The sequence below is a fragment of the Enterococcus sp. DIV0187 genome, assembly GCF_051713785.1.
Lineage (GTDB): Bacteria > Bacillota > Bacilli > Lactobacillales > Enterococcaceae > Enterococcus_A > Enterococcus_A avium.
This window is the reverse complement of the sequence record NZ_JBIOQO010000001.1, coordinates 1,138,309-1,165,255: the sequence shown is the minus strand read 5'-3', so window position 1 is coordinate 1,165,255 and position 26,947 is coordinate 1,138,309. Positions and strand designations below refer to the sequence as shown.

Here is a 26,947-nt window from a genome sequence, read left to right as displayed (position 1 = left end):
AGAATATTGAAAGAAAAGGTGAGGGTTAATGAGTGAAGTTGTATTAGCATTAAAAAATGTAAGGAAAACATTTGGTAAGGAGAAAACACTTGAAAATATATGTCTGGAAGTTAAAAAGGGTGATATCTACGGTCTGATTGGCAGAAATGGGTCGGGAAAAACAACTATTATGAAACTTATTACAGATCTGTCTGAGCAAACCGCGGGTGAGGTTACACTTTTTGGAGAAAATAAACACACAAAAGAATATAGTAGAATCTTGCAAAGGATTGGCTCAGTAATTGAAACACCAGTTGCATTTAACAATTTATCAGCATACGAGAATATGAGAATCATCTGTATTCAAAGAGGAATCCATGATTTTTCGGTTATTGAAGAAACGTTAGATTTTATCAATTTAAAAGATATAAGAAAGAAAAAGGTAAAGAATTTTTCATTGGGAATGAAACAACGTTTAGGAATTGCAATGGCTTTAGTCACCACCCCTGATTTCTTGATTTTAGACGAGCCCTTCAATACTTTAGATCCAATTGCAACTATCGAATTTAGGGAGATTATCAAACGAATTAATCATGAAAAAAATACAACGATTCTGATATCAAGTCATATTTTAACGGAACTTTACAATGTTTCTACACGATTTGGCTTTATTCATAATGGGAAAATACTTCAAGAAGTAACAAAATCAGTATTAGCTTCATCGAATACTGAAATGATTGTTGTTAAGGTAAATGATATAAATAAGACAGCAATGCTATTGAAAGAACATATTGATGAGGGAATAGAAATCGTTGGACAAGATGAAATTCATATCTTTACTACAAGGAAAACGGTTGGCGAAATCAACCGGTTGCTTGTAATAAATGATGTTTTGGTTAATTACATCGGTAAAAAAGAGAACAGTTTAGAAAATTACTATACGGATTTAGTGAATACTACGAAGGAGAATGGGCATTGTTACGTTTAATTAAAGCAGATTTTTATCGTTTGTTTCACTCAAAAGTATTTCATTATATTTTACTGGTAACAATTGGATTAGCAGGGGGTATTATTATATCTGAGTCTTTTTCAGCAGTAGCGATTGTGAATACCAAAGAGCTTCAAGATATACTTGATAGTTTTAACCAGATGGACTGGAATTTAATGATTGCATTTAAGAGTACACTTTTACTGAGCAGCTTATTAACTTATTTAAGTATTGGTCTCTTTACCATTATAAGTGGATATGAATTTTCACAAAAAACATATAGAAATACTTTAGCTTCAGGTGTTAGTCGTGTCACGTTTGTTCTCTCAAAATACTTTGTACATTTATTAAGTGTGCTGTTTCTGACTGCTCTCTATTTAGGTTCTGCCTTAGTATTTGCCTTTATCAGATATGGAACGGAAAACGTAAATATGGGTACACTTATAGGTGAAATTTTTTTTTCGATATTAAGTTTAACAATTACAATTGTCGCTATTTTGAGCTTGGCTAATGTTCTACTGATCAGTTCCTCCAGTAGTGTATTAGCAGCTATTTTTATCGTAGTGTATCCTCTGGGGATCCAGATAGTCAATCAAATAAGTAGACTTGGATCAAGATGGAGTAGTTTCAAACTTTTTGACTTACTAGGGATGGTTCAACGAATGGCGTTTGAAAAAATTTCTGGTAAGACATTGATTCCATCAATAGCAATGAATGTAATTCTGATGATTTGCACGATTATTGCAAGTGCATGGATGATTAAAAAAAAGGAATTATAAAAAGGAGGAGAGAATAGAATGAAAAAAATAATTATATTTTTTGGTGTGATTCTACTGTTTTTCCAATCAAGTTCTATATCTTACGGACAAGAAAGTAAGAATGAAAAAAGAATGGATAATAGTATTGAAAAGCAAGTAGATCAAATCATGTCAAAATATATTGGGAAAGAGATTCCAGGGGCGTCAATAGGTATTGTTAAAGAAGGAAAAGTAATTTTGAGTAAAGGTTACGGTGTGTCTAATATTGTGAAAAAGACGCCTGTTAATGCAAACGATACAGTCTTTGAAACAGGATCTATTACAAAGCTGTTCACTTGGAGTATGCTAATGAAACTAGCAGAAGAAGGCAAAGTCAATTTGAATGCAGATATTCAAGAATATTTACCTAAAGAAACATTGAACTTATCTTTTGATAAGAAAATTACTATTATGGATCTGATGCAGCATACTGCAGGTTTTGAGGAAAAAATTGAGGGGATGGATCTAGAAAATGTTCAGGAATTGAAGCCTTTAAAAGAAATTGTTACAAGAGAAAACCAACCAAAACAAGTATATGAACCAGGTACTGTCACTTCATATTCAAACTATGGAGCAAATATAGGAGGTTATATCATTGAACAGGTGACAGGACAGGACTATACGGATTATATGAACCAAAGTTTTCGTGACCTACTCAAAATGAATCATTCAACTTTTTCAATGATTTATGATGATCAGTCCATAATAAAAAACAACCTAAGCTTAGGGTATGAGCCTACGAGGGCGTCGTTCAAATTAGGAAATCGCTTTATAGGTAACGATATTCCTGCGGGGGCACTCTTATCAACTGCAACTGATATGACTCATTTTATGATAGCGCTACTAAATGATCAGAAAACCTCTCCCTACAATATTTTTGAACGAGAGGAGACTTTAGAACAACTGAAAAAACATTCTTATAGTATGGTACCAGATACATTTGGAAATGCTCATGGATTCTGGGAAAAAGAGGTAGCTGGCAAACGTATCATTGAACATAGCGGAAATACATCGAGCTTTTCCTCTCATCTAGGTTTAGTTCCAGAAGAGCACCTGGGGTATGTCCTATTAACAAATGTTGCGGGTGAGGCAACGGGAATTCGCAAGGAACTGGAGACATTATTGTATGGTAAAAGTTCTTCTAAAAAAGATATAGTACCAAAACAATATGTTGCAGATAAAAAACTAACCGGCAGGTATCGAACTGCCAGAACGACGTACTCAACAATGGCTAAGTTGTCTTCTATAGTTATAGATAGTGATATTATTGTCACAGAGAATAAACAAGGCGGAGTTAATGTAAGGATTCCGGGTGAAACAGAGCACATTCATTATGTTGAGAAAGCCTCAGGTATTTATCAAAAGGTTGGGAATGAACAAAAAACGACGATTGAACAAGGTGGATTAGACCTCAGCCATTTATTTTTTGAATTAAATGATACCGGGGAAGTTCTTAGAATCGGATTTGGTACTATTACTGACTTTTTACCTGTAGGTGTTTTGAACACGCAACGATTTAACCTTGTAGCTTTTGTCCTATCATTTGTTTCATATTTAATGGTGTTGATTTACTTACTCGTTAAATTCTTTAGAGGAAAGCGCAAAAAAGCAGACAATAGCTGGTCAAGAAGTTATACGATCTTGACAGTCTTTTCTAGCATTGGGTTGTTGGTTTGGGTCAGTTCGATCATTATGCTGTTAAAATTTGCAGCTAATCCAACAATAATTATATCTTCAATGAAGTGGTTGTTTTGTATAAACTGGCTTTTGCCACTCAGTACGGTCACTATTACAGGATATTTAGTTGCCAATTGGCATAAGAATACAGAAAAGAAGCTTACGTCTTTCTTGCTTCTGATAGGTTTGTTTACTATATTTGTATTCAATAATGTTAATCTGTTCTTTTGGTAATCAATGGCTACCAAATTATGAACAAATGGGAGAATAGGTGTAGAAGAACAAACTGATCAGTCTATTTATACGAAATTAAGTTTTAAATGGTCAGAAATGTATTGAGAGTGATGCCACCAGTAAAAATATTTTAAGGAGTGGAGGTCAATTGTACAAACAATAATTTGAAAAAGAGAATGAAATGAAAAAATGAAAGAGCACCCCTTGTTGAATTCAAGCTAAAATGAATTTAGTGAGGAGGTGCTTTTTGGCAGAATTAGAGGTAAAAATTAAAGTGATAATTATTAAACAATCAAAAAAAGTTCAAAAAATAGAAATCAGATCATTAAATTGTGTTAATTTTAGATATTCAAGAAATATGAGTGGAAAATAATTACAAAAATTTGGGATATTTCCCAGAAACTCTTGATTATCACCCAAGGCTATTTTTTAAAATTAAAGTTAAGCAAAATTCATTTTGTTCTGTCCGTAAAATTACTTCACAATGTATTAATTCAGCTAGCTCTTTAATGATACCAAGCCCCAAACCAGTACTTTTGTTAGATCTAGACGAATCTTCTGTAAAAAATCGATCAAAAAAAACTTGAACATCCTCAACTGGCTCTAAAAGACCGTTTGAGAATGTGATTTTGATACTATCTCCATTTTCTTTTAAAATGATATGTGCATAGTGATGTCCATGTTTTAAAATGTTTCCAAGAACATTTTGGAATATTCGTTGCAAAATTGCTTCGTCCAAAAGTAGTATTTGTTGTTCTTGGATATCTAACTCTAGATGAATGTTCTGATTTTCAAATTCTTGATAATAGTTAAAAAGATTCTCTTGCAAAATTTTGGATATATTCAAAACTTCAAAAGACAATGTTATTTCTTTTTCCTGAATCAGATTATATTCCATTAAATAATTTAAGTACTGGGAAATATCTGCCAAACTTCGATCAATTTTTTTTATAATTTCCTTATGGCCTTCTTGAGTTGTTTCTCTCGACAGGAGTTGGACATATCCTGTTGAAACAGTTAGCGGTGTTTTTAAGTCGTGTGTCAAATTAGTTAAAATTTTTTTGACTTGCTGTTCCTTTTTCTGCTTCTTTTGATAAAAAGCTTTATTTTTTTTTATTAAAAGATTGTTTTTATCAAGTAGATTTCTTAATAGTTTGTTTTTAGAAGTAGAAGTTAACTCAGCATTTGTTTCATGGTCAGTGATATAGCCTAATTGTTTAATGACGAAACATAGATCGTTGAGAAAGAAAATTAGATAACTTAGTGTCAATAAAAATAATAATCCAAATAATAATGTCCAGTTCATCTAATTATGTCTCCTTTGATAAACGAATGCCGGTACCCCAAATAGTTTCAATGTATTCTTCTTTTGGGTCCAATCTATTTAACTTTTTCCTGAGTGAACTAATATGGACATTCACAGTATTTTCTCCGCCGATATAGTCATCATGCCAAATAGTTTCGTATAAATTAGCTTTGGAATATATTTTTTTTGGGTGGAGCAATAGCAATTTCAATAGTTGAAACTCCTTATTAGAGATGGTTAAACGTGTTCCTTTGACTTTGACTTCAAGCAATTCAGGATCTAGGCTCAAGTTTTTGAAATTAAATGTTTGAGTTTCCTGTTTGTGAGTTTGGTGTAGATGAACTTCAATTCTTGCTTCCAATTCTTCTATATGAAAAGGCTTGGTTACATAGTCATTCGCACCATTTCGTAGTAATTCCACAATTTTTTCTTTAGTGTCAATTGCTGTAAGAATTACAATAGGAACATTAGATATCTTCCTGATGGTTTGAAGGACACTTTCTCCAGAAACACCGGGTAACATCAGATCAAGCAAAATCAGATCGTAAGTACGCTTAGTAGCTTCTAGAATACCTTCAGTACCTGATTGTTTGGTTGTCAAAGCATATTTTTTTTTAAGTAAGACCCGGAGCAAGTCACAAATTTTGTCGTCGTCTTCTATTAGTAGGATTTTTTTTGTCATTATTCACTTCTCCAAACAATATATGATATTAATTAAATATGTAAAGGAATTTGTCGTCACTTTCTAAACTGTATAAATCTATCTTGAACAACCTTAATTAGTTTAAAAACTATCGATGACTATCAGATAAGGCAAGGGTGAAACGGAAACTATTTTTAATATATTGAAGATCAAACTTATCTATAAGTGATAATAAAAGTATAGCATAATTCAAATCACTAATGTCCTACAAGTATTATCAGATTACAACGACAGTATTCTTGTAGTATATAGTATTTATATACACATTCGAGTGCGCTCTTTTAAGCTTTTAGTGCGCTGGTTGCTAATGAGATTTCAGCAGCACAATGGAATTGTCACATGAAAAATGTTGAGAAGCCCGAGAAAGAATGTAGAGTTATACGAAGTAGCCTACGGATGGGCAAAAGCATGAAAGAGATTCGGCAATCTAAGCGATATGAAAAGCATGTCGAAGAGATTTCGGGCAGATGTGCGCAATACGAATCTGAGAGCAATCTCCGACCATGTTCTTAAGAAACAATTTTATGGACCAAATTAAAATGTTGGCTTTTCAGGTGACGATGATCGACCATATGAAAAAAATCCGAAAGTATCACAATCTGATTGAGTTACATTCATCAATATCGTTCTATTCCTTGCGGCTCTTAGAAATTTTTAGATTCCATGCAGCTTGCTTCTCCATTTTTAAAATTTAAACATAACTTAATACTCCTCATACTGTGCTTAAGTTACAGTGAGTGGATCTGTGTCAATAAAATGGACACATTTTTTTGAGTTTTTTTTTAAACCAATCCACGCTCGAGTTGTTTCATGATTTCAGACAATCGTCAAACCAAAACCGTTGGACCATTCTCTGAAACCATGAAAAGAAATTCTCGTGGATTCGTTCAAAAAATGGGAATAGCTATTGCGCTTATTACCGTGCTTGGTCTTCTGCCTGCTGTGGTGTCAGATAGCCGATTGCTCAATGTATCCGCTTGCGGTTGTACCATCCTTCGATATATTGAAATAGCTCTAGTCTGGCTTCTTCAAACGAATGATAGGTCGTTTGATAGACTTCTTCTTTCTTCAATGTGGCATGAAAAGATTCGATACAGGAATTGTCGTAAGGCGTGCCTTTGCGACTATAAGAATGCGTCATCTTGTTCGTACGCAAAGCTTTCTCAAAATCGGAGCTGGTATACTGTGAACCAAGTTCTGTTTGGATAATCAGTCCGTCTGCCGGTTGTTGATTTTTGATCGCTGAATCTAGCGCGCTCATCACGATTTCAGTGGTCATCGGCTTGGCGTAGGAGTAACCGATGATTTTTTTCGAATACAGATCGATCACAGAAGCCAGGTAGGTCCAACCGTCTTTTGCAGTTGAGATATACGTGATATCAGCGGCCCATTTTTGATTGATACTGGTTGTGGAGAAATCTTGGTTTAATAGATTTGTCCGTTCTTCAATGCGTGCTTTAGAAGTCTTGGTTGGTCGATATTTTTTTACGGTGATGGATTTTCCATGCGCCATAACGTTTCTTGCTGTCTGCGTAAATCGATAAAATTGCTTTGTCGATGCGTTCATTTTCAAGTTCACGCTGACTTGGTGTATGGTTGAGCTCCTTGTAATATGTGCTTGGGGCTACTTCCATTACTCGAAGAAGCAGCCGTGATGGATACTCGTTGCTTTGGTTTTCGATGAAAAGGATTTTACTATGTAAGTTTACTTAGTGAATTTAGCCATTGCTTTTTTTAGATTTCATTCTCTTGACGCAGACGAGTCATTTCTTTTTCCATTTGTTTGATCTGAGCGGGAGTCAGCGAACTGCCGGCAACGGGAGTGTTGCTTTTCTTCCTTTTATAAATCGTTTGTTCTGCAATGCCATATTCACGGGAAATTTCGGCGACTGTTTTCCCAGTTGCGACGAGTTGAAGGATTATGTACTTTCTTTCTTGACTGTACTTTTTCATTTGGCGAACTTCCTTTCGTTCGAGGTTATTATAAGCCTCTCCCAAAATGTGTCCACTAAATCATCCTAACACCAGAGCGAATGATACGTCAATTTTTATTACTTGAGCCAATTTCATAATTCGCTTTTATAGAAAAGTCAACACTCATCCAATTTCAAAAATAGCCTTTTTTGAATTACGCGGCTGCTTCTTTTCTCATTTTTTTGTGGTTCAGTCGTTGAACTGCGTGTCGTTTGGCATCATAAGCTAGCTGAATAAGCAGAAGTTCTACATCAATGACTTCGGCTTTATAATGAGTTGTCTGGTTCAATTTCATGTTTTCTTTCAGGTCCCCGTTTATCCGTTCAACGGCACTGCGTTTGGCGTAGAGCTTTTTCCAACCCTTTGTTCCACGCGTTGGATGATTAAACTTGCGTGGGTCTGTCTGTTGTTTAAGCTTGATCACTTTTTTGACATATATCCTCGTGTTGGAGCGGACAGGAGAAACAACGCTTTTCTGGTAACCTGTATTTTAGAGCCCCGTAACGTTCATCGAAACTATCGTAGGTGTAGCCTTCTTCAATCAGGCAGATCGGAGCATAATCGTACGTTCACTCGCCGTCATTTTTAGCTATCCGTTTCAATGTAATGATCGGCTCAAAACCAAGGACATGTGTCTCTTCGTAGAGGGCTTTCACATCATAGCCTTTGTCAAAGATCATGTAAATGTTCGTTAGACCAAGCCGTTTGACCTCTCGGATTAACGGAACAGCTGCACTCATATCAGCGATATGAGCAGAGGTCAGAATACTGGATAGAATATACTGACTTTTCGTGGTTACGGTCAAATGTCCTTTGTATCCATGCCAAAAAACGTTTTTCCCTTTACTGTTCACTTTGATGCCCCATTGTGGATCAATCGACAATTCTTTTTTTATGTCTTCAGTCGTCATAGTGCGCTGTTTTTCAACACTTGAAACGGCTGTTTTCTCGATTTTTCGAGGCTTCGAATGGGATTCAATGGCAGTGGCATCAATGGCGACATCTTCAAAAAAAATACCAAACTCATTGTCGATTCGTCGGGACCTGCAACAGTTTAGTTGGCACCCCCCTATCCTTTGTACCTGCTTAATAGTTTTTCGATCAACGTCATATATTCTTGTCTCAATATTTTTGGTTCAAGTATTTCCACATGCTCGCCAAAACCAAGAAAATAATTGGTCAAAAAGGGTAGTTCGTTATTATTAAACTCTCCAAGAATAAAGCTATCGTTATCTGTGACTGTGAGTCTCATATTTGGAAACTTATTTTTTAAGAAATGTTCTTTTCCTTTATCAGATAGACGTACTTTAAAAGGAATGTTTCGATATTCCTTTTGTTGTGTGGCTATAATTTTAGCTATTTCTCCTTCAGAGAGAGGGCGTGGATAATCCAATTCTATTTCAATATCTTCTATGTAATCACAACGATAAGTTCTCATCTTTTTTTTTTCAATGTCTATGGCAATACAATACCAATAACCATCCATTAAAGTTAAGCGAATAGGCAAAATTCGTTTAACTTTTCGTGTATAACGAGTGTATAGAATTTTGATGGGTTCATTTTTCAAAATAGTGCTAAATAAATCTTCAAGATTTTTAGTGGGCTCAATTTGATAAATTCCCGCATATTGTACCGAATCAGTTGCTTGTGCTATTTTTTGTTGTTTCTCGACACTAAATGTGTTTAATAATTTTTGCTGAATCGTAGAATAATTACTTCCAAATGGTGAGCCAGATAACAAGTTTAAAAGTTGAAGTGAAAAAAACACACTAAAGATTTCTTTTTCCGTAAAATAAATTGGAGGTAATAATGAGGAGGGGAGGACTTTATACCCGCCATATCTTCCGTTTTCAACATAAAGTGGCACTCCTAATTGTTCTAATTCTGCTAGATCTCTTAATGCAGTACTTCTAGAAATCTGAAATTCCCGCATTAGATCAGTCAGATTAAATTCTTTATGGCTATTCACGAAAAAAAGTTCCCGTTGAATTCGTTCTGATTTTTTCATAACATTACCTCCATAGGTATCACAAAGTGACACCATTAAAATATATACTGAGTTTATCATATTGAAAAGGAGTCTATCTATGAAAAAAATGTTTTTAGCATCATCATTTAGTGAAGTTTCGAATGAACTATTACTATTCGAAAAAAATGTATATGGGAAAACAGTTACATTTATTCCCACAGCGAGTAATGTTGAAAAAATCAAATTTTATGTGGCAGATGGAAGAAATGCTTTAGAGAAAATGGGGGCGATTGTAGATGTAGTAGACGTTTCTGTTGAGCCTCAAACTATTATTGAGCAAAAGATAAAGGAAAATGATTTTATTTATGTTACAGGAGGAAATAGTTTCTACTTAATGCAAGAACTAAAAAAATCCGGAGCAGATGCAATTATTAAAGAAGAAATAGAAAATGGCAAGCTTTATATTGGGGAATCTGCCGGTGCCATTATCTTGTCGAATTCTATTTCCTATATCGAAAAAATGGATACACCGGATAAAGGGCCCGACTTAAACTCTCATAATGGACTAGGTATTGTAGAGTTTTATTCCTTGCCTCATTATAATGAACCACCATTCAAAAATATTACTAAAGATATCAAAGAGAACTTTGCCAATAGATTGCTCCTTTGCTCGATAAATAATAGGCAAGCGATCTTAGTAGAAGGGACAAAAAGAAAAATAGTTACGAAAATATGAATACGATCTTGTAGAGTAAATCTGGTCAACACGGAATATTTACTCATTTTTTCCGAACAGAAAAGAGTGTGCTACAACTTAAGGTCTTTATCAGAAGGAGTCTGAAATTATTTGGAATATTTATCTAAACAATTGAAATCAGAGTTCCGAAATTGGGAAGAAGTCAGCTACTCCTTTTACAAACGCGTTATCTGTGGTCTTAAGATGACAATCAAGAAGTATGTGTTGAATAAATCCGAGGACACCACTAGTTTTTACTTTTGAGCGAATATGGTTAAAACTTTTTTTAGGATGGTATTTTCCTCCTGCATGCGAGCCATTTCCTTTTTTATTGCCAGAACTTCTTCTTGGGCCATGCCGGTCTCTTCGTTCTTTATATAAAGTTTCTTCCATCGATAGATTGTTTGGAAAGTTACCCCATATTGCTCTGCTAGTTTTTCGACTGCCTGTACAGACTGGTATAAATCTAGGATCATCTTCTTAAAATCTTCATCAAATTTTTCTTGTTCTTTGTCATCTATGACACATTCTTTACTTAGTAATTCGATTCTACCAAATCGTATTCATTTTTCAGAAATAAATTTACAAAAAAATGAGTATACAGAAGAAGATGAGTCTGATTTTTCCTATGTAGGCCATGAGCTTCCAGAAACGAAGAAAGAAATTCAAAACAATTTCAGATTTTGTAGCTTACGAAAAAGAACACAACATCCGAAAACTCGTTTTCGTCTATCAATCGATTGGCGGAGATTTGTCGAATTCAGAACTTGTACTTAATGTAAATGAATTAACCAACATCATTCCTGGAGTTAGCTATTCTGATGAAACCTATAAAAAAACTACCTTCGGTATTCAAGAGGATAATTTCGATGTTTGAGTACTAAAGACCTAAAATAGGATGATCTGAATGAACTAAGTTATAAAATCCGGCTATTTTCGATTACTCGAAGTAGTCGGATTTTTCTTATGTTGACGGACTCTATTAAGGAAATATTTAACAATATTGTATATCTGAATCAATCATATGGTACTTTTGGATCAACCTTGATCCAAGTTATTCTACGTGATCATTTTACATGATAAAACATAGATACAAAGAGAAACAGGAGATGAGAAAAATGGTTTTAGTGAAAACAATCAATTATTTAAATTCAGATAATGGATCTAACCAAACCATTTCTCACTATGGAGTTTCTCTGATCATCCAACAGAAACAAATTAAGGTGGATGAAACACCGGCCCTATCGTTCTATTTACATTGTAGGACAAACCAAGAATTAAGAATGCTTTCAAAAAACACACAAGTATTGGAGTTCTGTTTAGACTCCATCTTTCAATGTAAGAATCAAATAGGTAAAATAATTCAATTAAAAGCTACTGAAGGCATTCAACAATTAGCCAATCTACTCTTCGCTTATTATCATTATTTAGTTCAAAGAGGAGTCTCTTATCCGGTTGAACAGGGAGCACTAACTTTAGTAGATCTTATTTTAAATATGAATCATGATGTTTTGCAAACGGATAGTGGTGATGATTATGCGGCGGTTATTCAATACATGGAGAAAAATATGAATAAAAGACTAACAGTGACCGATATCCATAAAGAACTTCATTTAAGTAGAGCGACACTTAATCGATTGAGTAGAAAAAATGCGGATATGTCAGTTATGGAGTTGTTTCGAGCATTGAAACTATGCAAAGCAGAAAGATTCCTAAAGGAAACATCATTATCCATTGCTGAAATCAGTAGTATGTTAGGTTTTAGGGATGATAGTCATTTCAATAAAACCTTCAAAAAATTTTATGGAATCACGCCATTAGAATTTAGAAAAAAAGCCGGGGGTATCTACAAATGAAACAGAGTGAAAAGGAACACCTTTATTATCAGATGACAACGGTTTTAGCTGAAGTTCAGAGGTTATTGAAGATTTATGAAGAGTTAAAAGATCATGAGTTCGAAGAAAGTAATGATGATGGACGGATAGAATCAGTCGGTATACCTAAAGAAATTGAGAATCAAAAGTATTTAAGTGATCGAAAAATAAGTGGGTCAGGCTATGATTTCCAGACTCTCGCGTTAACGATTGCTTCTATATTAAAGGAAAGTGGTCGTCCTTTAGCTTCGAAGGAAATCCATGAAACTCTCACGAAAAAGGGATATGTTCTCACTCGTTCAAATCTAACAAACAACATTCTGAGAAAAATAAACTTGGATAAAAGAATCAATGTCGAAAGAGCTTATCGTGGCTATTGGCAATACCGATTAACTTAGTAAAACTATGTAGAGCATTTCATTTTTTCCTGAAAGCATCTAAGTTTTGGGTGTTTCCAGGAGTATGTGATTTTTACTCTATAAAAATTTCAGTACTTTTGATTTTGACAAAAGTACTTTGTTCCTTGAAAACAGAATATTTTTAGCAAATGTGAGGGTACTAGTGTGTCTGATCGTGGAACACGGTTTGGTTGGATATTAGGTACTGAAAAATACATGTAAAAAAGGAGTACTTCTAAAACCTTGATGGTTGCTATAACCAACTTTACTGTAATCACTTTTGCTAAAAATTAAATACCATTTGTTAGGTACGTTAGTTTTTGAACGAGCTGTTACACACTTACGCCATGACGATGATTGATTCATACGAGCGATTTATGAGTGATGTAAAATCTAGACTTATCTAGATGCCAAGACTTTCAAGATAATAATGATACTTCTGTAAGGCCCGGCGTAAACTGCGGGGAGGTGAGATTCCTATGTGTCCTGAAACTGTGTGAGGGAGCCTAACAAATGAAGATTACTTTTCGTTAACTGATGGAATACTCAATGAAACTTATATAGATTTTTACAAAATACAATATTAAGGAGCGTGAGAGAATCAGTTCAGATAATGAAGAAAGGAAAATTTTGAATAAGCTACTCATTATTTTAGATGATTATACAAAGATACTCCTAAGTCTAAATCAATTACCTTTAGTTTTAACGAATGAAGATTTAAAGAGACAGTTTCAAGTCAGTGACAGTACGCTAAACAGATTAGTTAAACTATCTGATTTTCCTAACTGTTGGTATGGCATTCGAGGTCATTACTCAAGGGACCAAGTGATCGAATGGTATCAAAAAAATGAGTATGAAGATTTCAAAGAAAAAATGCGGTTATTACGTTCTGTATAACCTTCAAAATTGAAAGGAGATTCTCTATAATGGTAAGTATAGAGAATATAGTAAGAATGTTTTTGCTTTCCAGCAGTCTCCTTCAAATAGAGGAGGAAACGTAATGGAAACAAAAGATCGCTTTAAAAAGCATACTAGTGCTACTGGTGTGGTTACCTGGTACTTTCAAGCATTTCGAACAACACGAAGAGGATTCAAAACAAAAAGAGAGGCACAATTAGCATTTCTTGAACTAAAGAAAAATCGACAAAACAAAAAGAAGTTTGTTAATTCAAATGAAAAATTTTCAGTCGTCGCAGATCAATGGTTTAAGTATTACAAATCTTTGAGAGAACAAAAAGCTAGCACCTATGACAAGCGTCAAGACTTGATTGTTGTTCTTAAACGATGGATTGGTGAGAAGAAGCTAGTTGAGTTAACACCGGACTTTTTAGAAGAGTTGATGTTTTCTTTGAAGGAAAAAGGGATTGATGGCAGTTCTCAAGGGTATTCAAAAAACTCTTTGTATTCATTAAGACAGACATTGAACATGATTTTCAAATACTGTTTGAAACGAGAAATATTGAATGACAACCCATTGACGAATATTCGTATGCCTAAGTATCAAAAGAGTGTAAGTGAATTAAAAGAAACGTTGAATTCTTTGGATCAGAAATATCTTACGATCGACGAGCTTAGAACATTGTTGAATTATTCTATTATTCATGAAGAGTTACCACTATCGACACTTTTTCATGTTCTGTTTTATACAGGATGTCGGATAAGTGAAGCACTGGCTTTACAAGTCGAAGACATCGATTTTGAAAACAACGAGATTCTTTTTTACAAGCAAACATCTGTAAGAGGGAAGCAAATGGATTTTAAAATCGAAACGACAAAATCAATCAGTTCAGTAAGAAGAGTAGTAGTAACGGATTTAGTGATGGAGAAGCTTCAACAACTTATCACAGCTCTTGATGATATGAGATCACAGTTTGTTTTTCGATCAAAAGAAAACTATCTTTTTGTTTATCTGGCTCCGTTCAAGAGAGGTATCCCATACCGGAGAGACTACGTAAATAATCACATCAAACGTTGCGTTGAACGTTGTGGAATTAATAAACCTTTTCATACACATCTTACCAGACACACGATGGCTAGTTTAGTCGCTGAGCATTGTAGTTGGGAAGTTTTGAAGGGAAGATTGGGCCACGCGGATAAGTCAACTTCGGAGATTTATCGCCATCTTACATCGGATGAAAAATTGAAACCATTGAAGGCATTTGAAGCGTTGGAAAATTAGGAAAAACCACCGTTTTACTGTCGTCACGATGTAGTCAACACAATATAAAAGGCTTTATACCAATAAAAAAGTGACTTTTCATTAGAACAAAGAAATCCGTCGTTAATCATAAAGATGTATTTCGAACCCTTGAGGAATCAAGGGTTTTTTTGTATGCTGTTTTCTAAACCATTAGACTTAATCATTTTCAAGATGTTCGACATAGAAAATGGATGTCTTTTTTTTGGCAACATACCGAACATGAGTTCGCGTAATATAATAGTCAGAAGAGGCCACTTCTAATAATTAAATGAAAAGAGGAAAAATGATGGCAAGTACAGAAGCAGTAATTAATTGGTTTAGAGCACGACAAGGACGAGTAACTTATTCGATGACTAATCGGTTAGGCCCGAATAGTTACGATTGTAGCTCAGCAGTATATTTCGCTTTGATTGAAGCTGGATTCTTAGCTGGTGGAACATCTATTGGGAATACAGAAAGTTTGTATAAGTTAGAAGGAAGTTTGCTACAGCCAATCACTCGTAGTGAAGCCAAACGTGGAGATATCTTTGTTTCAGGTACGAAAGGAGCTAGCGGGGGAGCTAATGGACATACAGGTGTTTTCCTAAGTAACAGTCAAATCATACATTGCACCTATCCATTAAATGGGATCGGCGAAACTGCTGCTTCGGGATGGATGGGCGGCCCTCCAACTTTTTGTTATCGTTTAAAAGGAGGAACAGTTAATCCTGGAACCAAGAATGGGATCGCAATTGATAATATCTCTTATGATCAGGCCAAAACGATGGTTGCATGGATCCAAACGCAATATTGCTGGACACTGTTGCGTGATCAAGTAAAAGCGAGAAAACAAAATGATGGGCGTTATACAATGGTAATTACTTGCAACCCAACGAATAAAAAATTAAATGAGGCCACTGCTCGTACGCAACAAGAATTGCGTACGTATCAACCAGGGTATATGCAACAGAATATTGCGATTGTTAATGGAGATAAAACAATATCTTATATTGAGTGTCGAAATCTGACAAAAGCTCAGGCCGATCAAATGGTACCTCACTTACGTAATTTCCTAAAGGACATTTTGTTGTCTGATCAAACATATGGGTATTCTAATGCCTATGGTACTTGGGATGTTCGAGTAAAAGGTGAAGGATTTAATGATGTGGACACACCAATTGTTCGAAAACAAATTGAAGACCGAGTAAGACAGACTGGAGCAAATGCATTTGCTGTGAAAGCATTCAAGTATTAATCCAATATTTCAGGAAAAGATCGCTATTGAGGCGGTCTTTTCTTTTTTATATTCGCTATGTGAAGGTTGTTATTTATTTTCATCCGGCTGTTGTCCATCATGAGCCGGCCATTGACAATCCAGCAACTGCATATTCGTAAAGATAGCTTTGAAAGAAGATGCTTCAGGAGAGCAGGCGTAAATTCCAAAGCGGATTTTATTCTTTCCATTGAACATGTGGCAAATGCGCATTTGTTCAAATGTTTTGCCGTCAGTTGAGCACTCAATGCAGTAATCGTCTTCGCGTCTACTTAGACGGTACCACATAGATTTAATTGAAGCATCGATTTCGGTTGTTGCCCAGTCAGAAAACCCATGATTTGTGACGACACTTCCCAAATGCTGAAACTCTTCATTTTCATATTCAATCGAACCTTTTAGCCAATTTTCACTATCTAAATACATGACAATCCCACATTGATCAAAACGATGGTAACTTTCAGTAAAATCTGTTTTTACGACAAAGCTAAAATACTTTTCATCCGTTTCCATCTGGAAAACGGGCGCGTTATCATTTTGAAAATGATAATATGTATTTTGCCACAGATCCGTATGCGGTTTTGTAAGAACCTCTATTTTGTCATCCAACAGCTCGTAGCTTTCTGGCAAACGAGTCCACTTAAAATCCTGCAAGTTCATATTTTTCCCCTCCATAGATTCTGTCTTAATAAAAGGGTATCAAAAAAGCAGCTAGTGTTCTATGAAAAAGACTATGCAAAGAGAAATTTGAATACAACTGTATAAACAATCTTTGCGAATATTTGATAACGACATAATTTTTACTTTGATTCCTTTCATGCAAATAAATGATAAATGACTGTTGAATTTGGTTTTCTATCTCGGAACCAAATCTGGTACAATTAGGTATGGTATTTATCGTTTACTTATTTTCGCATTTTTTAAAATGAAAAGAGAAAGGAAGTGAAGGATAACTATTTGTGAATCCATAAACAAATAGGGCTCCGAAGATATGAATCGAAAAGCACTATGGGTAACACAAACAGGCGTTTTATTAGCATTATTGATTGTCGTACAGGCAGTAACAGCTGGATTAGGAAATACCTTAGTCACGGGTTCTTTAGTCAATTTGATTTTGATTGTCGCTGTAACTACAGGCGGATTAGCTAGTGGATTATCAATTGCGTTGTTATCACCGATTTTTGCATTTATGCTTGGTATTGGGCCGGCATTTCCACAAATTGTATTTTGTATAGCAATTGGAAACGCAATTTTAGTAACTATCTGGCATTTTATCGCTGGATTCAATAAAAAACAGGGAATTGCGAATTTCGCATTAGCGACGGTGATTGGTGCCCTTGCGAAGTTTGGGGTATTATATTTGTCAATTGTTCAATTCGTTGTTCCGATCTTATTAAAAATGCCAGCTCCTAAAGCTGCGATGGTTTCCGGAGCATTTTCGTTTCCACAGCTGATTACAGCTTTGATCGGCGGCGCATTATCTATTTTAGTCGTTCCTGTCCTTTCTAAAGCGCTAGGCCGTCAAAGAGTGAGCTAAGACGTTTTTTACAAATATTTTTGCTAAATAGATTTCAAGATAAATCCTCTCAGTTATAAAATCTTTCTAGATTTTTTATAACTGAGAGGATTTTTTTAGTTATCAGATGTGATTAAGAACTAGTTGACTTAAATTTTTTTTTAGCAATCTTGACTAAAGCTTCGGTGATTTTTTCGTAGTCAGATTGAACAAGTTTTTGATGACAATAGATGATCGGTTGATGCAAACGCAGAGCAGAGATAGTATCAACCGAAATAGGAATCTCACTAATGATGATGTCAACACTGTCATCGAGACTATTGGCCGTTTTTAAATTGAAATAAGATGAGAAATATTGACACACGTCATTTTGCAATGCTTGATTTGAAATGATCGAAAGAAAAGCGACTGTAATTGGTGCTGTATGTTTACCAAATTCAATGCTTTTATCATAGATTAAGCAATATTGAGAAAGAAGATAATTATAAAAATCATCGTCGCAATCATATTCGATTGATCTCATTTCAGCTTCAACGAGCGATTGAATATGTTCAATCTTATATTTCTTTCGAGAATCAATTGCTTCATGTGAATAATATGGAAGCAGCGTCAGAGTATAATTCAGCGGTGCACCAATAAAAGCAACTCGATAATGTAAGCACAATATGGAATAGAAAATTTTATTTTGTTCTTTTTGAGTTAACGGAATATCTAAATGATAATTTATTCGATCCATAATTTGAAAAGCATTGTGAGCGAATTGTTGGTCGTTAAGCCGTTCATCTAAAAGAAAAAAATCAGGAGCTGTATCAATAGAAGAGAAACTGCCAATAGCAAGCAGACTGCTACAAATCAGCTGCGTCTCAACCTTCAGCTTCTTCTCTGAATGATGAGGAAGATATCTACCAATAGAGGTAGCGAAGGTACTAAAGGCTTCTGTATTAGAAAGCGAGTATGGTTTGTAAAGGGAGATCGAAATAGTTTCTTTATCAATACTAAAGCCCAGCCGTTCTCTTAAAAGGTGAATGGCTAAGTAATAATGAGTTAGTACATTTTTGTCCAGTGATCTAACGTTGTAAACTTCATCAGGACAATCGTCTAAGAGTGAGGACAGGTCTAAATAACTGAAGGATGGAAATGGCCAGTACCCAGCACCGTAAGTCGCGAGATATAACGCAGTATAGAAAAATCTTAGACTGACTTCATTACCGTCTAGATTGACTTTTCGTCGTGAATGAATCCTTAAGCCCATTGGTTTGAAGTAGTGGTTCAATTCGGTAATGATCCTGCGGACGTGAGAGTAAGATACGTGTAGGCTGTTTGCTGTGTCTTGCAGGGTATCAAACGAGGTCATTAACAATGATTCAATCAACTTAAACTTAGCCGATCGCTTGATATAGAAGTTTATAAAATTTTGAATATTAAAGGATTCAGAAAGCTGTAATTTAAATAACTGGTTTGATTTAGAATAGCTTAAATCGATAAAACTAGAACTCTCAGAAAGACGAATATCTTCAAGAATCGAATGGAAAATAGAAATAGCAGTTTGATTATTGATGTTTAAAGATTGCAAAAGTGTTTCCAAAGTACAGATATGATAATCAGAATCAAAGATTGTTTGAATGAAAAGCAGTTTCTTTTTATCAAGCTTATCGACTAAAAAATCCATTTTATTCTCCTTTTGTCATCATATTTAGATGAAGAGTATCATATAACACTTATTAGCGATAGAAATTAAGTTTGAAAGCACTTTAAGTGAAGGAACTTTAAAAATATTTTTAATAATAGTGTTTGTTTTTATATGGAAAAATATTAAATAGGAGAGATACCAACAAGTAATAATAATTATCGCAAGTGTTCTTTTTTTATTACATATCAAGAAAAATTGAACAAATCACAGAAATAAATTCTTGTAACCTAAACTCAATAATAATTTAAAAATAAAGGGATAGAAAAAGGAATTTTTTATTACTAAATTTTAATTTCTTGCAAAATAAGCTTTTTTAATCTAAAATTAATTTATTTTTTCTAATATTAAGAAAAGAATGTAATTAATAGTAACGCTATCTTTTTGTAGAATATGGTAAGAATGAATTTCTAGTTCGAAGGGAGTGGTTGGAAATGATTCTTGAGCTAATGGATAGTCGTTATTTAAAACGTTTTTTGTTACTCGATTATTTACATATCAATCAAAACCATTCAATTGAACTAATGGAATTAGTAAAGTTATCACAGGTTTCTTATCCTACTGTAAAAAAAATCATTACTGATATACGGATGGATATTATTGATTTAGGCTATAGCGAGTATGTGGAATTGATTGATTTGCCGGAGCAGAACAAAGTGATTTGGAATGTGAAGAAAAATTTCTCATTAATGATTTTTCGACTTTATTATTTAGAGAATTCTTACCGTTTCCAGTTGTTTTCATTATTTTTAGAACCGAAAGAATGGACGATTTCTGAAATAACGAAAAAAATAAATACTACATATACAATGGTCAAAAAAGAACTCATCTATTTGGAGCGATTTATTACTATAAATGCCAATAATCTTCATCTAAGAACAGACCGCAGGCTGACTTTATTAGGAGATGAGGTAACGATTCGCTTGTTTTATACAGGAATTTTTCAACAAGTTTATGGTGGGTATAAATGGCCATTTGTTTTTATCAGCACGAATGAAATAATAAATTTATTAGAGAGTTTAGATGTTGGAATATATCGAAAATTCTCAGCAAGATTTGTAAGTATTCATTATGGATTAGCGATCTCGTTATTGCGAGCAAACAAACGCTCGATTCCCGACAATGTTTATTACTGGGAGCCCATTAGTATTCAAGAAAAGAAAATGTATGACCATTTATTTTCGTTACTAAAAAAGAAAATGGCTATGATTCATCCAACTATTTTAAAACGAGAGGTTAAATTCATTATTAGTTGCATCATCGCCAGCGATCTTGGACACCATGATGGCAGCCTTCCTGTTTTCTTTAATGAATCTCCGAAGCTAAAAGAAATTGGCTTCCTACATATGATAAACGAAAAAGTACATATGGTTGAAAGATTTGCATTGCGTAAAATGACAACTAAAGAACGTGATAAACTATTTGCTCGACTGGTGGGTGTATTTTATCAAATTTTGATTTACCAAGAGGCTCTGCATCAACGGCTGATTGACCTTTATGTCTATCATCCTTTTGATTTTCCTGCTAATAAAGAGCGAGAGCGGACTTTCTATCAAATTTTTATGAGTAAATGTAGTAGAAATTTGAACGCATTTGAAGCGGAATATATTGAGTATTTCTGTGTAGCCTATTATAAAATTCTGTTCTTTGAATTGGATAGGCAATTGTTTCATCCTAAGATTCGTATTTTTATTATTAGTAATCGAACACCGGAAATGCTAGTTAGCACGAAGCTACAGACGATTGGAGACTATTTTTACATTGAAATAGCTGATTCTCTTTGCAGAGAAGTAGATTTAATTCTTACGGACATCGCTTTGTCGAATCAAACAAAATCATTTTTACCAAGAAAAATTCCGATTCTTTATCTAACTGAGGGATATTGTCCAAGTGACAATAAACTACTTCAAGAAATATTGCCCAAAATTGCGGATAGAAAATATCGTGAAATTAAAAAAATTGGGCATGAAAAGAGATTTTGATAAAAAATAGGACGTTACTAGGAGCAAATTAGATTAATACTTTATTCGAATTTGCAAAATTAAGCATCAGTTGCAGGAGCGAATCTATTAGAGATTTATAGAAACACATCTTTTAGATTCTCTTGTTTAACATTTGTCATAGTTTGAATGATTAAAAAATATAATGTAGATCTATTCTGCTATATAAACAACGAAAAATAGAATGATTTCTTCATCTAGCTAATAGATAAGCTTAGAAGATCAATGCTTTTCTCTTCTTTTTAACATTCTAATGAAGAAGAGAAACTAAGATGGATTAACCATAAGTAAAGGAGCAAAACGATGGGACAAATATTATTTATTACAAAATGTATCGAACGAGAGCGTTTTTTAGAAGGCGCTTTTAGACAATTAGGGCATGAGGTTTTTCTTTCTGATCAGTTTTTAACTCTTCATATAAAAAGAGACACAGTTGCTTCATTAACTGATTTTTTTAAAATAATTGTTTTGAGTGAGACATTAACGAATCAAGAAGTTCTTTTATTATTGAAAAGCTTTAAGGGGCAATCGTTAAGCATTTTTAGAGAAGTAGAAAGGCTGCCGACTAAAAAGGAGCAACAACTTTGGACTGAAAGAGGCATCAATGAATGGCTTGTAAAGGATATGATGCTGGAAGAAATAAGAGAAATGCTGGATGGCTACATTGATTCTTCAAAGGAGAGGCAGATCTTCATGGAAGAGGAGGAAAATGAAAAACGATCATTGAGTAGTTTAGCACTAAATTCAACGCAGTTACGTTTTTTACAAATTCTTTATCGGGAACACGATCAAATCATCTCTCGGGAAAAAATGTGCGAATTACTTTGGGAGCGCCCTGGTAATGCCTCCAACTTATCTCAATTGTCTTGCTTAGTGAAACTATTAAGAAAAAAACTTAATGACCAAGGAGTCGAAGGGGAATCGATCCTTACAGTTTGGGGACAGGGTTATCGCTTAAGTGACACCTTCTTTAAACAAATAACAACTGAAATAAAGATTTAAAAGTAGCTAAATAAAATGAGTTTTCGTTCATTCGTAAAAAAGAGCTGACCCGAAAGTCTATGAGACTTTTGGGTCAGCTCTATCTTTATACAGGGAGTTAAACTTTGACTTTTGTACGATCACGATAACTGGTATGAAGAATATGATGCGCTTTTAAACTGCCCGGTTTTTCCAAGAACTCTTGATAGATTTTTTGGACGATTGGGCTTTCGTTTGATTTCCGCAGTCCTTTACCTTTGTCTTCGGCATATAATGCAGCTGCTCGTTTTGTTTTTAGATCAACGAAATTACGGACTGATGCAGGTTGAACAGGTTGACCGCCACCATTGATACACCCACCAGGACACCCCATGATCTCAACAAAGTGGTAGAATTTTTCACCGGATTGAATCTGTTCCAGTAATTTCTTTGCATTGCCGATTCCGGAGGCGACTGCAACATTGATCGTTGCACCACTCATTTCGTAGGTTGCTTCTTTGATTCCAGACATTCCACGCACCTCTGTAAATTCTACTTGTTCCAGTGATTGTCCGGCTAATGTTTCAGCCGCAGTTCTTAAGGCCGCTTCCATGACACCTCCGGTAGCTCCGAAGATATATCCAGCTCCTGTCGCTTCATCCAGTGGATTATCGAAGGCTTCGTCTTCTAATTCCACGAAGCGAACACCAGCTTTGTCGATCATTCGAGCTAATTCGCGAGTGGTCAACGCAACATCACAGTCGGAATATCCAGCCGCTGCTTCGTCCTCCCGCGTGACTTCGAATTTCTTAGCAGTACAAGGCATAATTCCCACCACAAAGATATCCTTTGGATCGATGCCTTCTTTTTCAGCATACCAAGTCTTTGCAAGGGCACCGAACATTTGCTGCGGTGATTTACAAGTTGACAGATTGGGAATCAATTCTGGATGATAGTGCTCACAATATTTGACCCAGCCCGGCGAACAGGAGGTGAACATTGGGAATGGTCCATTATTTCCCACACGCTCTAAGAATTCGTTGGCTTCTTCCATGATTGTAAAGTCAGCGGCTACATTGGTATCAAAGACTCTGTCAAAACCAATTTGACGTAAAGCGGCGATCATTTTTCCTTCCACGTTGGTACCAATCGGCATATTAAAGGCTTCTCCTAAAGTCACACGAATCGAAGGAGCAGTCTGAACAATCACATGTTTGGTTGGATCTTCCAAGGCATCCCAAACTTCTTGTGTCTGGTCTTTTTCATGGATTGCGCCTGTTGGACAAACTACGATACATTGTCCACAGGAAATACATGGAACTTCACTGAGATTTTGTTCATAAGCGCTGCCGATATGCGTTTCAAATCCGCGATTATTCGGACCAATTACACCAACTGCCTGCCATTTTGAACAAGCAGCGACGCATCTGCGGCAGAGAATACATTTATTATTATTTCGAACCATATGAACTGCGCTGTCATCAAACTCGTATTCACAGTTTTCCCCGTTGAAGTAATCTTCGTCGGCAACATTGAATTCTTTACAAAGCTTTTGCAGTTCACAATTTCCGCTGCGGATACAAGAGAGACATTTCCGCTCGTGAGTCGAGAGAATCAGCTCCAGAGTCGTCTTTCTTGATTCAAAAACTTTTTTCGAGTTGGTCTTGATATCCATACCTTCGGAAATTGGATAGACACAGGCTGTTACTAAACTACGGGCACCTTTGACTTCTACCACACACATGCGGCAGGCACCGATCTCATTGATTTCCTTTAAAAAGCATAAGGTAGGTATTTCGATATTATTCACCCGTGCTGCTTCAAGAATAGTCGATCCTTCTGGAGCAGTACAGATTTTTCCGTTGATGGTAATCATAACTTCTTTCACTTGCTCCACCTCCTATATGACTGTAATCGCATCGTAGCGACAGGTATCAATACATAAGCCACATTTCGTACAGATCGACTGATCAATTTCGTGTGCTTGTTTCACTTCACCACTGATCGCACTTACTGGACAACCTTTGGCACAGGCTCTGCATCCTGTACATTTATCTGGCAGAATACGGTATTGAATCAAGTTTTTACATACACCAGAAGGACAACGGCGCTCTAAGACATGAGCTTCATATTCTTCTCTAAAATAGCGCAGGGTAGAAAGCACAGGATTCGGTGCTGTCTGTCCTAGGCCGCAAAGTGAGTTCTCTTGGATATGGTGACAGAGTTCTTCCATCCGATCCAAATCTTCTAGCGTTGCCTTACCCAGAGTAATTTTTTCTAGGATTTCTAAAAGACGTTTTGTTCCGACACGACATGGGACACATTTTCCGCAGCTTTCCTCAACAGTAAATTCTAAGAAAAATTTGGCGATGTCCACCATACAGTTGTCTTCATCCATGACGATCAAACCGCCCGAACCCATCATTGAACCGATTTTCTTCAGGTTTTCATAATCAATTGGCACATCATAATGCTCTGCTGGGATACAGCCGCCAGAGGGACCGCCTGTTTGAGCTGCTTTGAATTTCTTGCCAGCAGGAATTCCTCCGCCGATATCTTCAACGATTTCTCGTAAAGTAGTTCCCATTGGAATTTCCACTAGTCCAGTATTCTGGATTTTTCCGCCAAGAGCAAAGACTTTAGTTCCTTTTGATTTTTCTGTTCCGAAGCTGGCAAACCATTCAGGTCCTTTAAGAATGATTTGAGGAATATTCGCTAATGTCTCAACGTTATTAACGATCGTCGGTTTTCCAAACAGTCCCTTGACGGCAGGAAAAGGCGGACGTGGACGAGGCTCGCCGCGATGCCCTTCAATACTTTCGAGCAAAGCGGTTTCTTCCCCGCAAACGAAAGCGCCAGCACCTAAGCGCAAATCCAGATCGAAAGAGAAATCGCTACCAAAAATATTTTTGCCTAAAAGTCCCTTTTCACGGGCTTGCTTGATGGCGATACGCAAACGATTTACAGCAATGGGATACTCTGCTCGGACATAGATATAGCCCTGGTTCGCACCGATTGTATAACCCGCGATGGCCATGGCTTCGATGATTGCATGAGGATCACCTTCCAATACGGAACGGTCCATAAAGGCACCCGGGTCGCCTTCATCGGCGTTACAGATAACGTATTTTTGATCCGATTGGCTGGCTTTGGCGAAAGACCATTTCATGAAAGTAGGAAAGCCAGCACCACCACGGCCTCGCAAGCCTGAAGTTTCTAAAAGACTCAACACATCATCGCGAGAGTATTCATTTACAACAGTAGCTAAAGCTTGATAACCATCGAAGGCGAAATATTCTTCGATTTTTTCCGGGTTGATCCGTCCACAATTTCGCAGAGCAACTCGTTTTTGCTTGTGATAGAAGGGAGTGTCCATTAATTTGTTAATAATCTCTTTGGTGTCGGAGTCATGATAGAGTAATTTCTCAACTAATTTCCCATTGATTAAATGATCTGAAACAATTTTTTTCGCGTGTTTTGGTTGAACTTGATGATAGAAAACTGCTTCTGGATAAATAATAACAATCGGACCTTGAGCACATAAACCAAAACATCCCGTTTTTACGATATTTACTTTATTCGTCAATTCATTCTTCGCTAATTCCTCTTTAAGAGCATTGACAAACTCGCCGCTTTTAGATGAAATACAGCCGGTTCCAGCACATATAAGAATCTCTTTCTCATATTGCTGCCCTTCGATAACTTCATCATCTAAACGCATCGTAATCATCTGACGATAAGTATTTCGAAGTTCGTTTAACTCATTCCAATCTTTCATATTTTTTCTCCTGACTCTTGAAGTTTTGTATAACAAAAAACAATTTTTCCACAAATCTTTTTTCAATTGGCTTTTAAATATGTAGTAGATTTCTGGAGAGGGAGGATCAATAATCAGTTATTCTCTTTTTGATACGTGACGAGCACTTTATCAGCTTTTTTCTTAGACAAACGACCATAGACTTCTTCATTGACTGTTAATACAGGTGCTAACCCGCAGGCACCAATACAACGGCAAGATTCTAAAGTAAATTTGAGATCTGCAGTGGTTTCACCAGGTTCAATCTTTAATTCAGAGGAATACGAATCTAAGATATCCCCAGCTCCTTTCACATAGCAGGCGGTTCCCATACATATACTGATCGTATATTCTCCTTTGGGCACGAAGGTGAATTGGGCATAAAAGGTTGCGGTGCTGTAAAGCTCTTCCATAGGAATCTCCAACTCTTTAGAAAGCCTTTTCAAAATCTCGATTGGCAAATAACCATAGATTCTTTGAGCTTCCTGCAAAGCAGGCATCTGTGCGCCACGCTGTCCCTTTAGTGCCTCTATGCAATTTTGGAACTCTTGGTACTGACTTTCGGTTTCGATAAAATCAAACGCTACTTTTGTACTCATATAACTCTGTGTCCTCCTTTCTACGCTCAACCAAATTCTCTAAATACTCACAACATTGTTTATCAAGCAAAGCTGGTTATATAGATTAAGTATATCAAAAATGACGTCAAGTTTGTGATTAATTATACAAATGAGAATGATAACTGTTCTCGGACTTAAAATTGAATTTGGCATAAGAGAAATGAACTATTATCGGAGATAAATGAGAATCGACATTAAAAATAATTTCGTTATTATAAATAGGGGATATAGCGTCTTTAGCTTTTTAAAACAAAGAATAATATATTTATCTCTTTCATAAA

General features: G+C 35.6%; 25 protein-coding genes and 1 pseudogene. 14 read left to right on the top strand and 12 right to left on the bottom strand.

Going from position 1 to position 26,947, the window contains the following annotated elements; all coding sequences use genetic code 11:
- Positions 1-28: 28 nt before the first annotated feature.
- The 4 genes from IGI52_RS05735 (at position 29) to IGI52_RS05720 (ending at position 4,048) form a co-directional block, all read left to right on the top strand.
- Complete coding sequence (locus IGI52_RS05735; RefSeq protein WP_438780710.1) at positions 29-967, top strand: ABC transporter ATP-binding protein; 939 nt, start codon at positions 29-31, stop codon at positions 965-967.
- The gene (locus tag IGI52_RS05730; protein ID WP_438780709.1) at positions 955-1,746 is read left to right on the top strand and encodes an ABC transporter permease; all 792 of its coding nucleotides are present in this window, start codon (positions 955-957) and stop codon (positions 1,744-1,746) included. The genes IGI52_RS05735 and IGI52_RS05730 overlap by 13 nt, the downstream gene beginning before the upstream one ends.
- Before the next feature lie 18 nt (positions 1,747-1,764).
- A complete protein-coding gene (locus IGI52_RS05725) occupies positions 1,765-3,675 on the top strand; it encodes a serine hydrolase domain-containing protein (protein WP_438780708.1) in 1,911 nt (636 codons plus the stop codon).
- Positions 3,676-3,922: 247 nt separating this feature from the next.
- Positions 3,923-4,048, top strand: coding sequence for a hypothetical protein (locus tag IGI52_RS05720; protein WP_438780707.1), 126 nt, complete (start codon positions 3,923-3,925; stop codon positions 4,046-4,048).
- Positions 4,049-4,087: 39 nt separating this feature from the next.
- On the opposite strand, the gene IGI52_RS05715 is transcribed toward IGI52_RS05720, so the two are convergent.
- The 6 genes and pseudogenes from IGI52_RS05715 to IGI52_RS05690 all read right to left on the bottom strand — a co-directional run bounded on the left by IGI52_RS05715 (position 4,088) and on the right by IGI52_RS05690 (position 9,666).
- Positions 4,088-4,981: a sensor histidine kinase gene (locus IGI52_RS05715; protein ID WP_438780706.1), complete on the bottom strand. Its 894-nt coding sequence runs from the start codon at positions 4,979-4,981 to the stop codon at positions 4,088-4,090.
- Between the two features lie 4 nt (positions 4,982-4,985).
- Positions 4,986-5,663 (bottom strand): response regulator transcription factor, encoded by a 678-nt coding sequence (locus IGI52_RS05710; RefSeq protein WP_438780705.1) that lies wholly within the window; start codon positions 5,661-5,663, stop codon positions 4,986-4,988.
- Positions 5,664-6,648: 985 nt separating this feature from the next.
- Positions 6,649-7,637 (bottom strand): annotated as a pseudogene (locus IGI52_RS05705) (IS3 family transposase).
- Between the two features lie 175 nt (positions 7,638-7,812).
- Positions 7,813-8,082, bottom strand: coding sequence for a transposase (locus IGI52_RS05700; RefSeq protein ID WP_438780704.1), 270 nt, complete (start codon positions 8,080-8,082; stop codon positions 7,813-7,815).
- A 145-nt stretch (positions 8,083-8,227) separates the two neighbouring features.
- Entirely contained in the window at positions 8,228-8,611 is a 384-nt protein-coding gene (locus IGI52_RS05695; protein WP_438782231.1) for a transposase, read from the bottom strand.
- Positions 8,612-8,727: 116 nt separating this feature from the next.
- Positions 8,728-9,666 carry a helix-turn-helix transcriptional regulator gene (locus IGI52_RS05690; RefSeq protein ID WP_438780703.1) on the bottom strand — a complete coding sequence of 313 codons (939 nt, stop codon included), beginning with the start codon at positions 9,664-9,666 and terminating at the stop codon, positions 8,728-8,730.
- A gap of 79 nt (positions 9,667-9,745) precedes the next feature.
- Between IGI52_RS05690 and IGI52_RS05685 the strand changes: the two genes are divergently transcribed.
- Positions 9,746-10,363 (top strand): Type 1 glutamine amidotransferase-like domain-containing protein, encoded by a 618-nt coding sequence (locus IGI52_RS05685; protein ID WP_438780702.1) that lies wholly within the window; start codon positions 9,746-9,748, stop codon positions 10,361-10,363.
- A 254-nt stretch (positions 10,364-10,617) separates the two neighbouring features.
- Here the strand turns inward: IGI52_RS05685 and IGI52_RS05680 are convergent, their stop codons facing one another.
- Complete coding sequence (locus IGI52_RS05680) at positions 10,618-10,884, bottom strand: transposase (RefSeq protein WP_438782230.1); 267 nt, start codon at positions 10,882-10,884, stop codon at positions 10,618-10,620.
- 116 nt (positions 10,885-11,000) lie between these two features.
- On the opposite strand from IGI52_RS05680, the gene IGI52_RS05675 reads away from it, so the two are divergent.
- The 6 genes from IGI52_RS05675 (at position 11,001) to IGI52_RS05650 (ending at position 16,069) form a co-directional block, all read left to right on the top strand.
- The gene (locus IGI52_RS05675; protein WP_438780701.1) at positions 11,001-11,240 is read left to right on the top strand and encodes a hypothetical protein; all 240 of its coding nucleotides are present in this window, start codon (positions 11,001-11,003) and stop codon (positions 11,238-11,240) included.
- Positions 11,241-11,481: 241 nt separating this feature from the next.
- Positions 11,482-12,219 (top strand): helix-turn-helix transcriptional regulator, encoded by a 738-nt coding sequence (locus tag IGI52_RS05670; RefSeq protein ID WP_438780700.1) that lies wholly within the window; start codon positions 11,482-11,484, stop codon positions 12,217-12,219.
- Positions 12,216-12,635 carry a hypothetical protein gene (locus IGI52_RS05665; protein WP_438780699.1) on the top strand — a complete coding sequence of 140 codons (420 nt, stop codon included), beginning with the start codon at positions 12,216-12,218 and terminating at the stop codon, positions 12,633-12,635. The genes IGI52_RS05670 and IGI52_RS05665 overlap by 4 nt, the downstream gene beginning before the upstream one ends.
- A 600-nt stretch (positions 12,636-13,235) precedes the next feature.
- Entirely contained in the window at positions 13,236-13,532 is a 297-nt protein-coding gene (locus tag IGI52_RS05660) for a DNA-binding protein (protein WP_438782229.1), read from the top strand.
- A 103-nt stretch (positions 13,533-13,635) separates the two neighbouring features.
- A complete protein-coding gene (locus IGI52_RS05655; protein WP_438780698.1) occupies positions 13,636-14,814 on the top strand; it encodes a tyrosine-type recombinase/integrase in 1,179 nt (392 codons plus the stop codon).
- A gap of 307 nt (positions 14,815-15,121) precedes the next feature.
- Positions 15,122-16,069, top strand: a complete 948-nt coding sequence (locus tag IGI52_RS05650; RefSeq protein ID WP_438780697.1) for a peptidoglycan amidohydrolase family protein — start codon at positions 15,122-15,124, stop codon at positions 16,067-16,069.
- A 69-nt stretch (positions 16,070-16,138) separates the two neighbouring features.
- Here the strand turns inward: IGI52_RS05650 and IGI52_RS05645 are convergent, their stop codons facing one another.
- Positions 16,139-16,747 carry a DUF1349 domain-containing protein gene (locus IGI52_RS05645; protein WP_438780696.1) on the bottom strand — a complete coding sequence of 203 codons (609 nt, stop codon included), beginning with the start codon at positions 16,745-16,747 and terminating at the stop codon, positions 16,139-16,141.
- A 331-nt stretch (positions 16,748-17,078) separates the two neighbouring features.
- On the opposite strand from IGI52_RS05645, the gene IGI52_RS05640 reads away from it, so the two are divergent.
- Positions 17,079-17,624, top strand: a complete 546-nt coding sequence (locus IGI52_RS05640) for an ECF transporter S component (RefSeq protein WP_127978832.1) — start codon at positions 17,079-17,081, stop codon at positions 17,622-17,624.
- Positions 17,625-17,736: 112 nt separating this feature from the next.
- Here the strand turns inward: IGI52_RS05640 and IGI52_RS05635 are convergent, their stop codons facing one another.
- Positions 17,737-19,272 carry a helix-turn-helix domain-containing protein gene (locus IGI52_RS05635; protein WP_438780695.1) on the bottom strand — a complete coding sequence of 512 codons (1,536 nt, stop codon included), beginning with the start codon at positions 19,270-19,272 and terminating at the stop codon, positions 17,737-17,739.
- A gap of 452 nt (positions 19,273-19,724) precedes the next feature.
- Here IGI52_RS05635 and IGI52_RS05630 point away from each other — a divergent pair, with 452 nt between their 5' ends.
- Both IGI52_RS05630 and IGI52_RS05625 read left to right on the top strand, forming a co-directional pair.
- On the top strand, positions 19,725-21,272 hold the full coding sequence (locus IGI52_RS05630; protein WP_311869221.1) for a helix-turn-helix domain-containing protein: 1,548 nt from the start codon (positions 19,725-19,727) through the stop codon (positions 21,270-21,272).
- A gap of 321 nt (positions 21,273-21,593) precedes the next feature.
- Complete coding sequence (locus IGI52_RS05625) at positions 21,594-22,292, top strand: winged helix-turn-helix domain-containing protein (protein WP_438780694.1); 699 nt, start codon at positions 21,594-21,596, stop codon at positions 22,290-22,292.
- Positions 22,293-22,389: 97 nt separating this feature from the next.
- Here the strand turns inward: IGI52_RS05625 and IGI52_RS05620 are convergent, their stop codons facing one another.
- The 3 genes from IGI52_RS05620 to IGI52_RS05610 form a co-directional block, all read right to left on the bottom strand.
- Entirely contained in the window at positions 22,390-24,138 is a 1,749-nt protein-coding gene (locus IGI52_RS05620) for an NADH-dependent [FeFe] hydrogenase, group A6 (RefSeq protein ID WP_311863532.1), read from the bottom strand.
- A gap of 12 nt (positions 24,139-24,150) precedes the next feature.
- A complete protein-coding gene (nuoF, locus tag IGI52_RS05615; RefSeq protein ID WP_438780693.1) occupies positions 24,151-26,028 on the bottom strand; it encodes an NADH-quinone oxidoreductase subunit NuoF in 1,878 nt (625 codons plus the stop codon).
- 113 nt (positions 26,029-26,141) lie between these two features.
- Positions 26,142-26,645 (bottom strand): NADH-quinone oxidoreductase subunit NuoE family protein, encoded by a 504-nt coding sequence (locus IGI52_RS05610; protein ID WP_438780692.1) that lies wholly within the window; start codon positions 26,643-26,645, stop codon positions 26,142-26,144.
- Between the last annotated feature and the right edge of the window lie 302 nt (positions 26,646-26,947).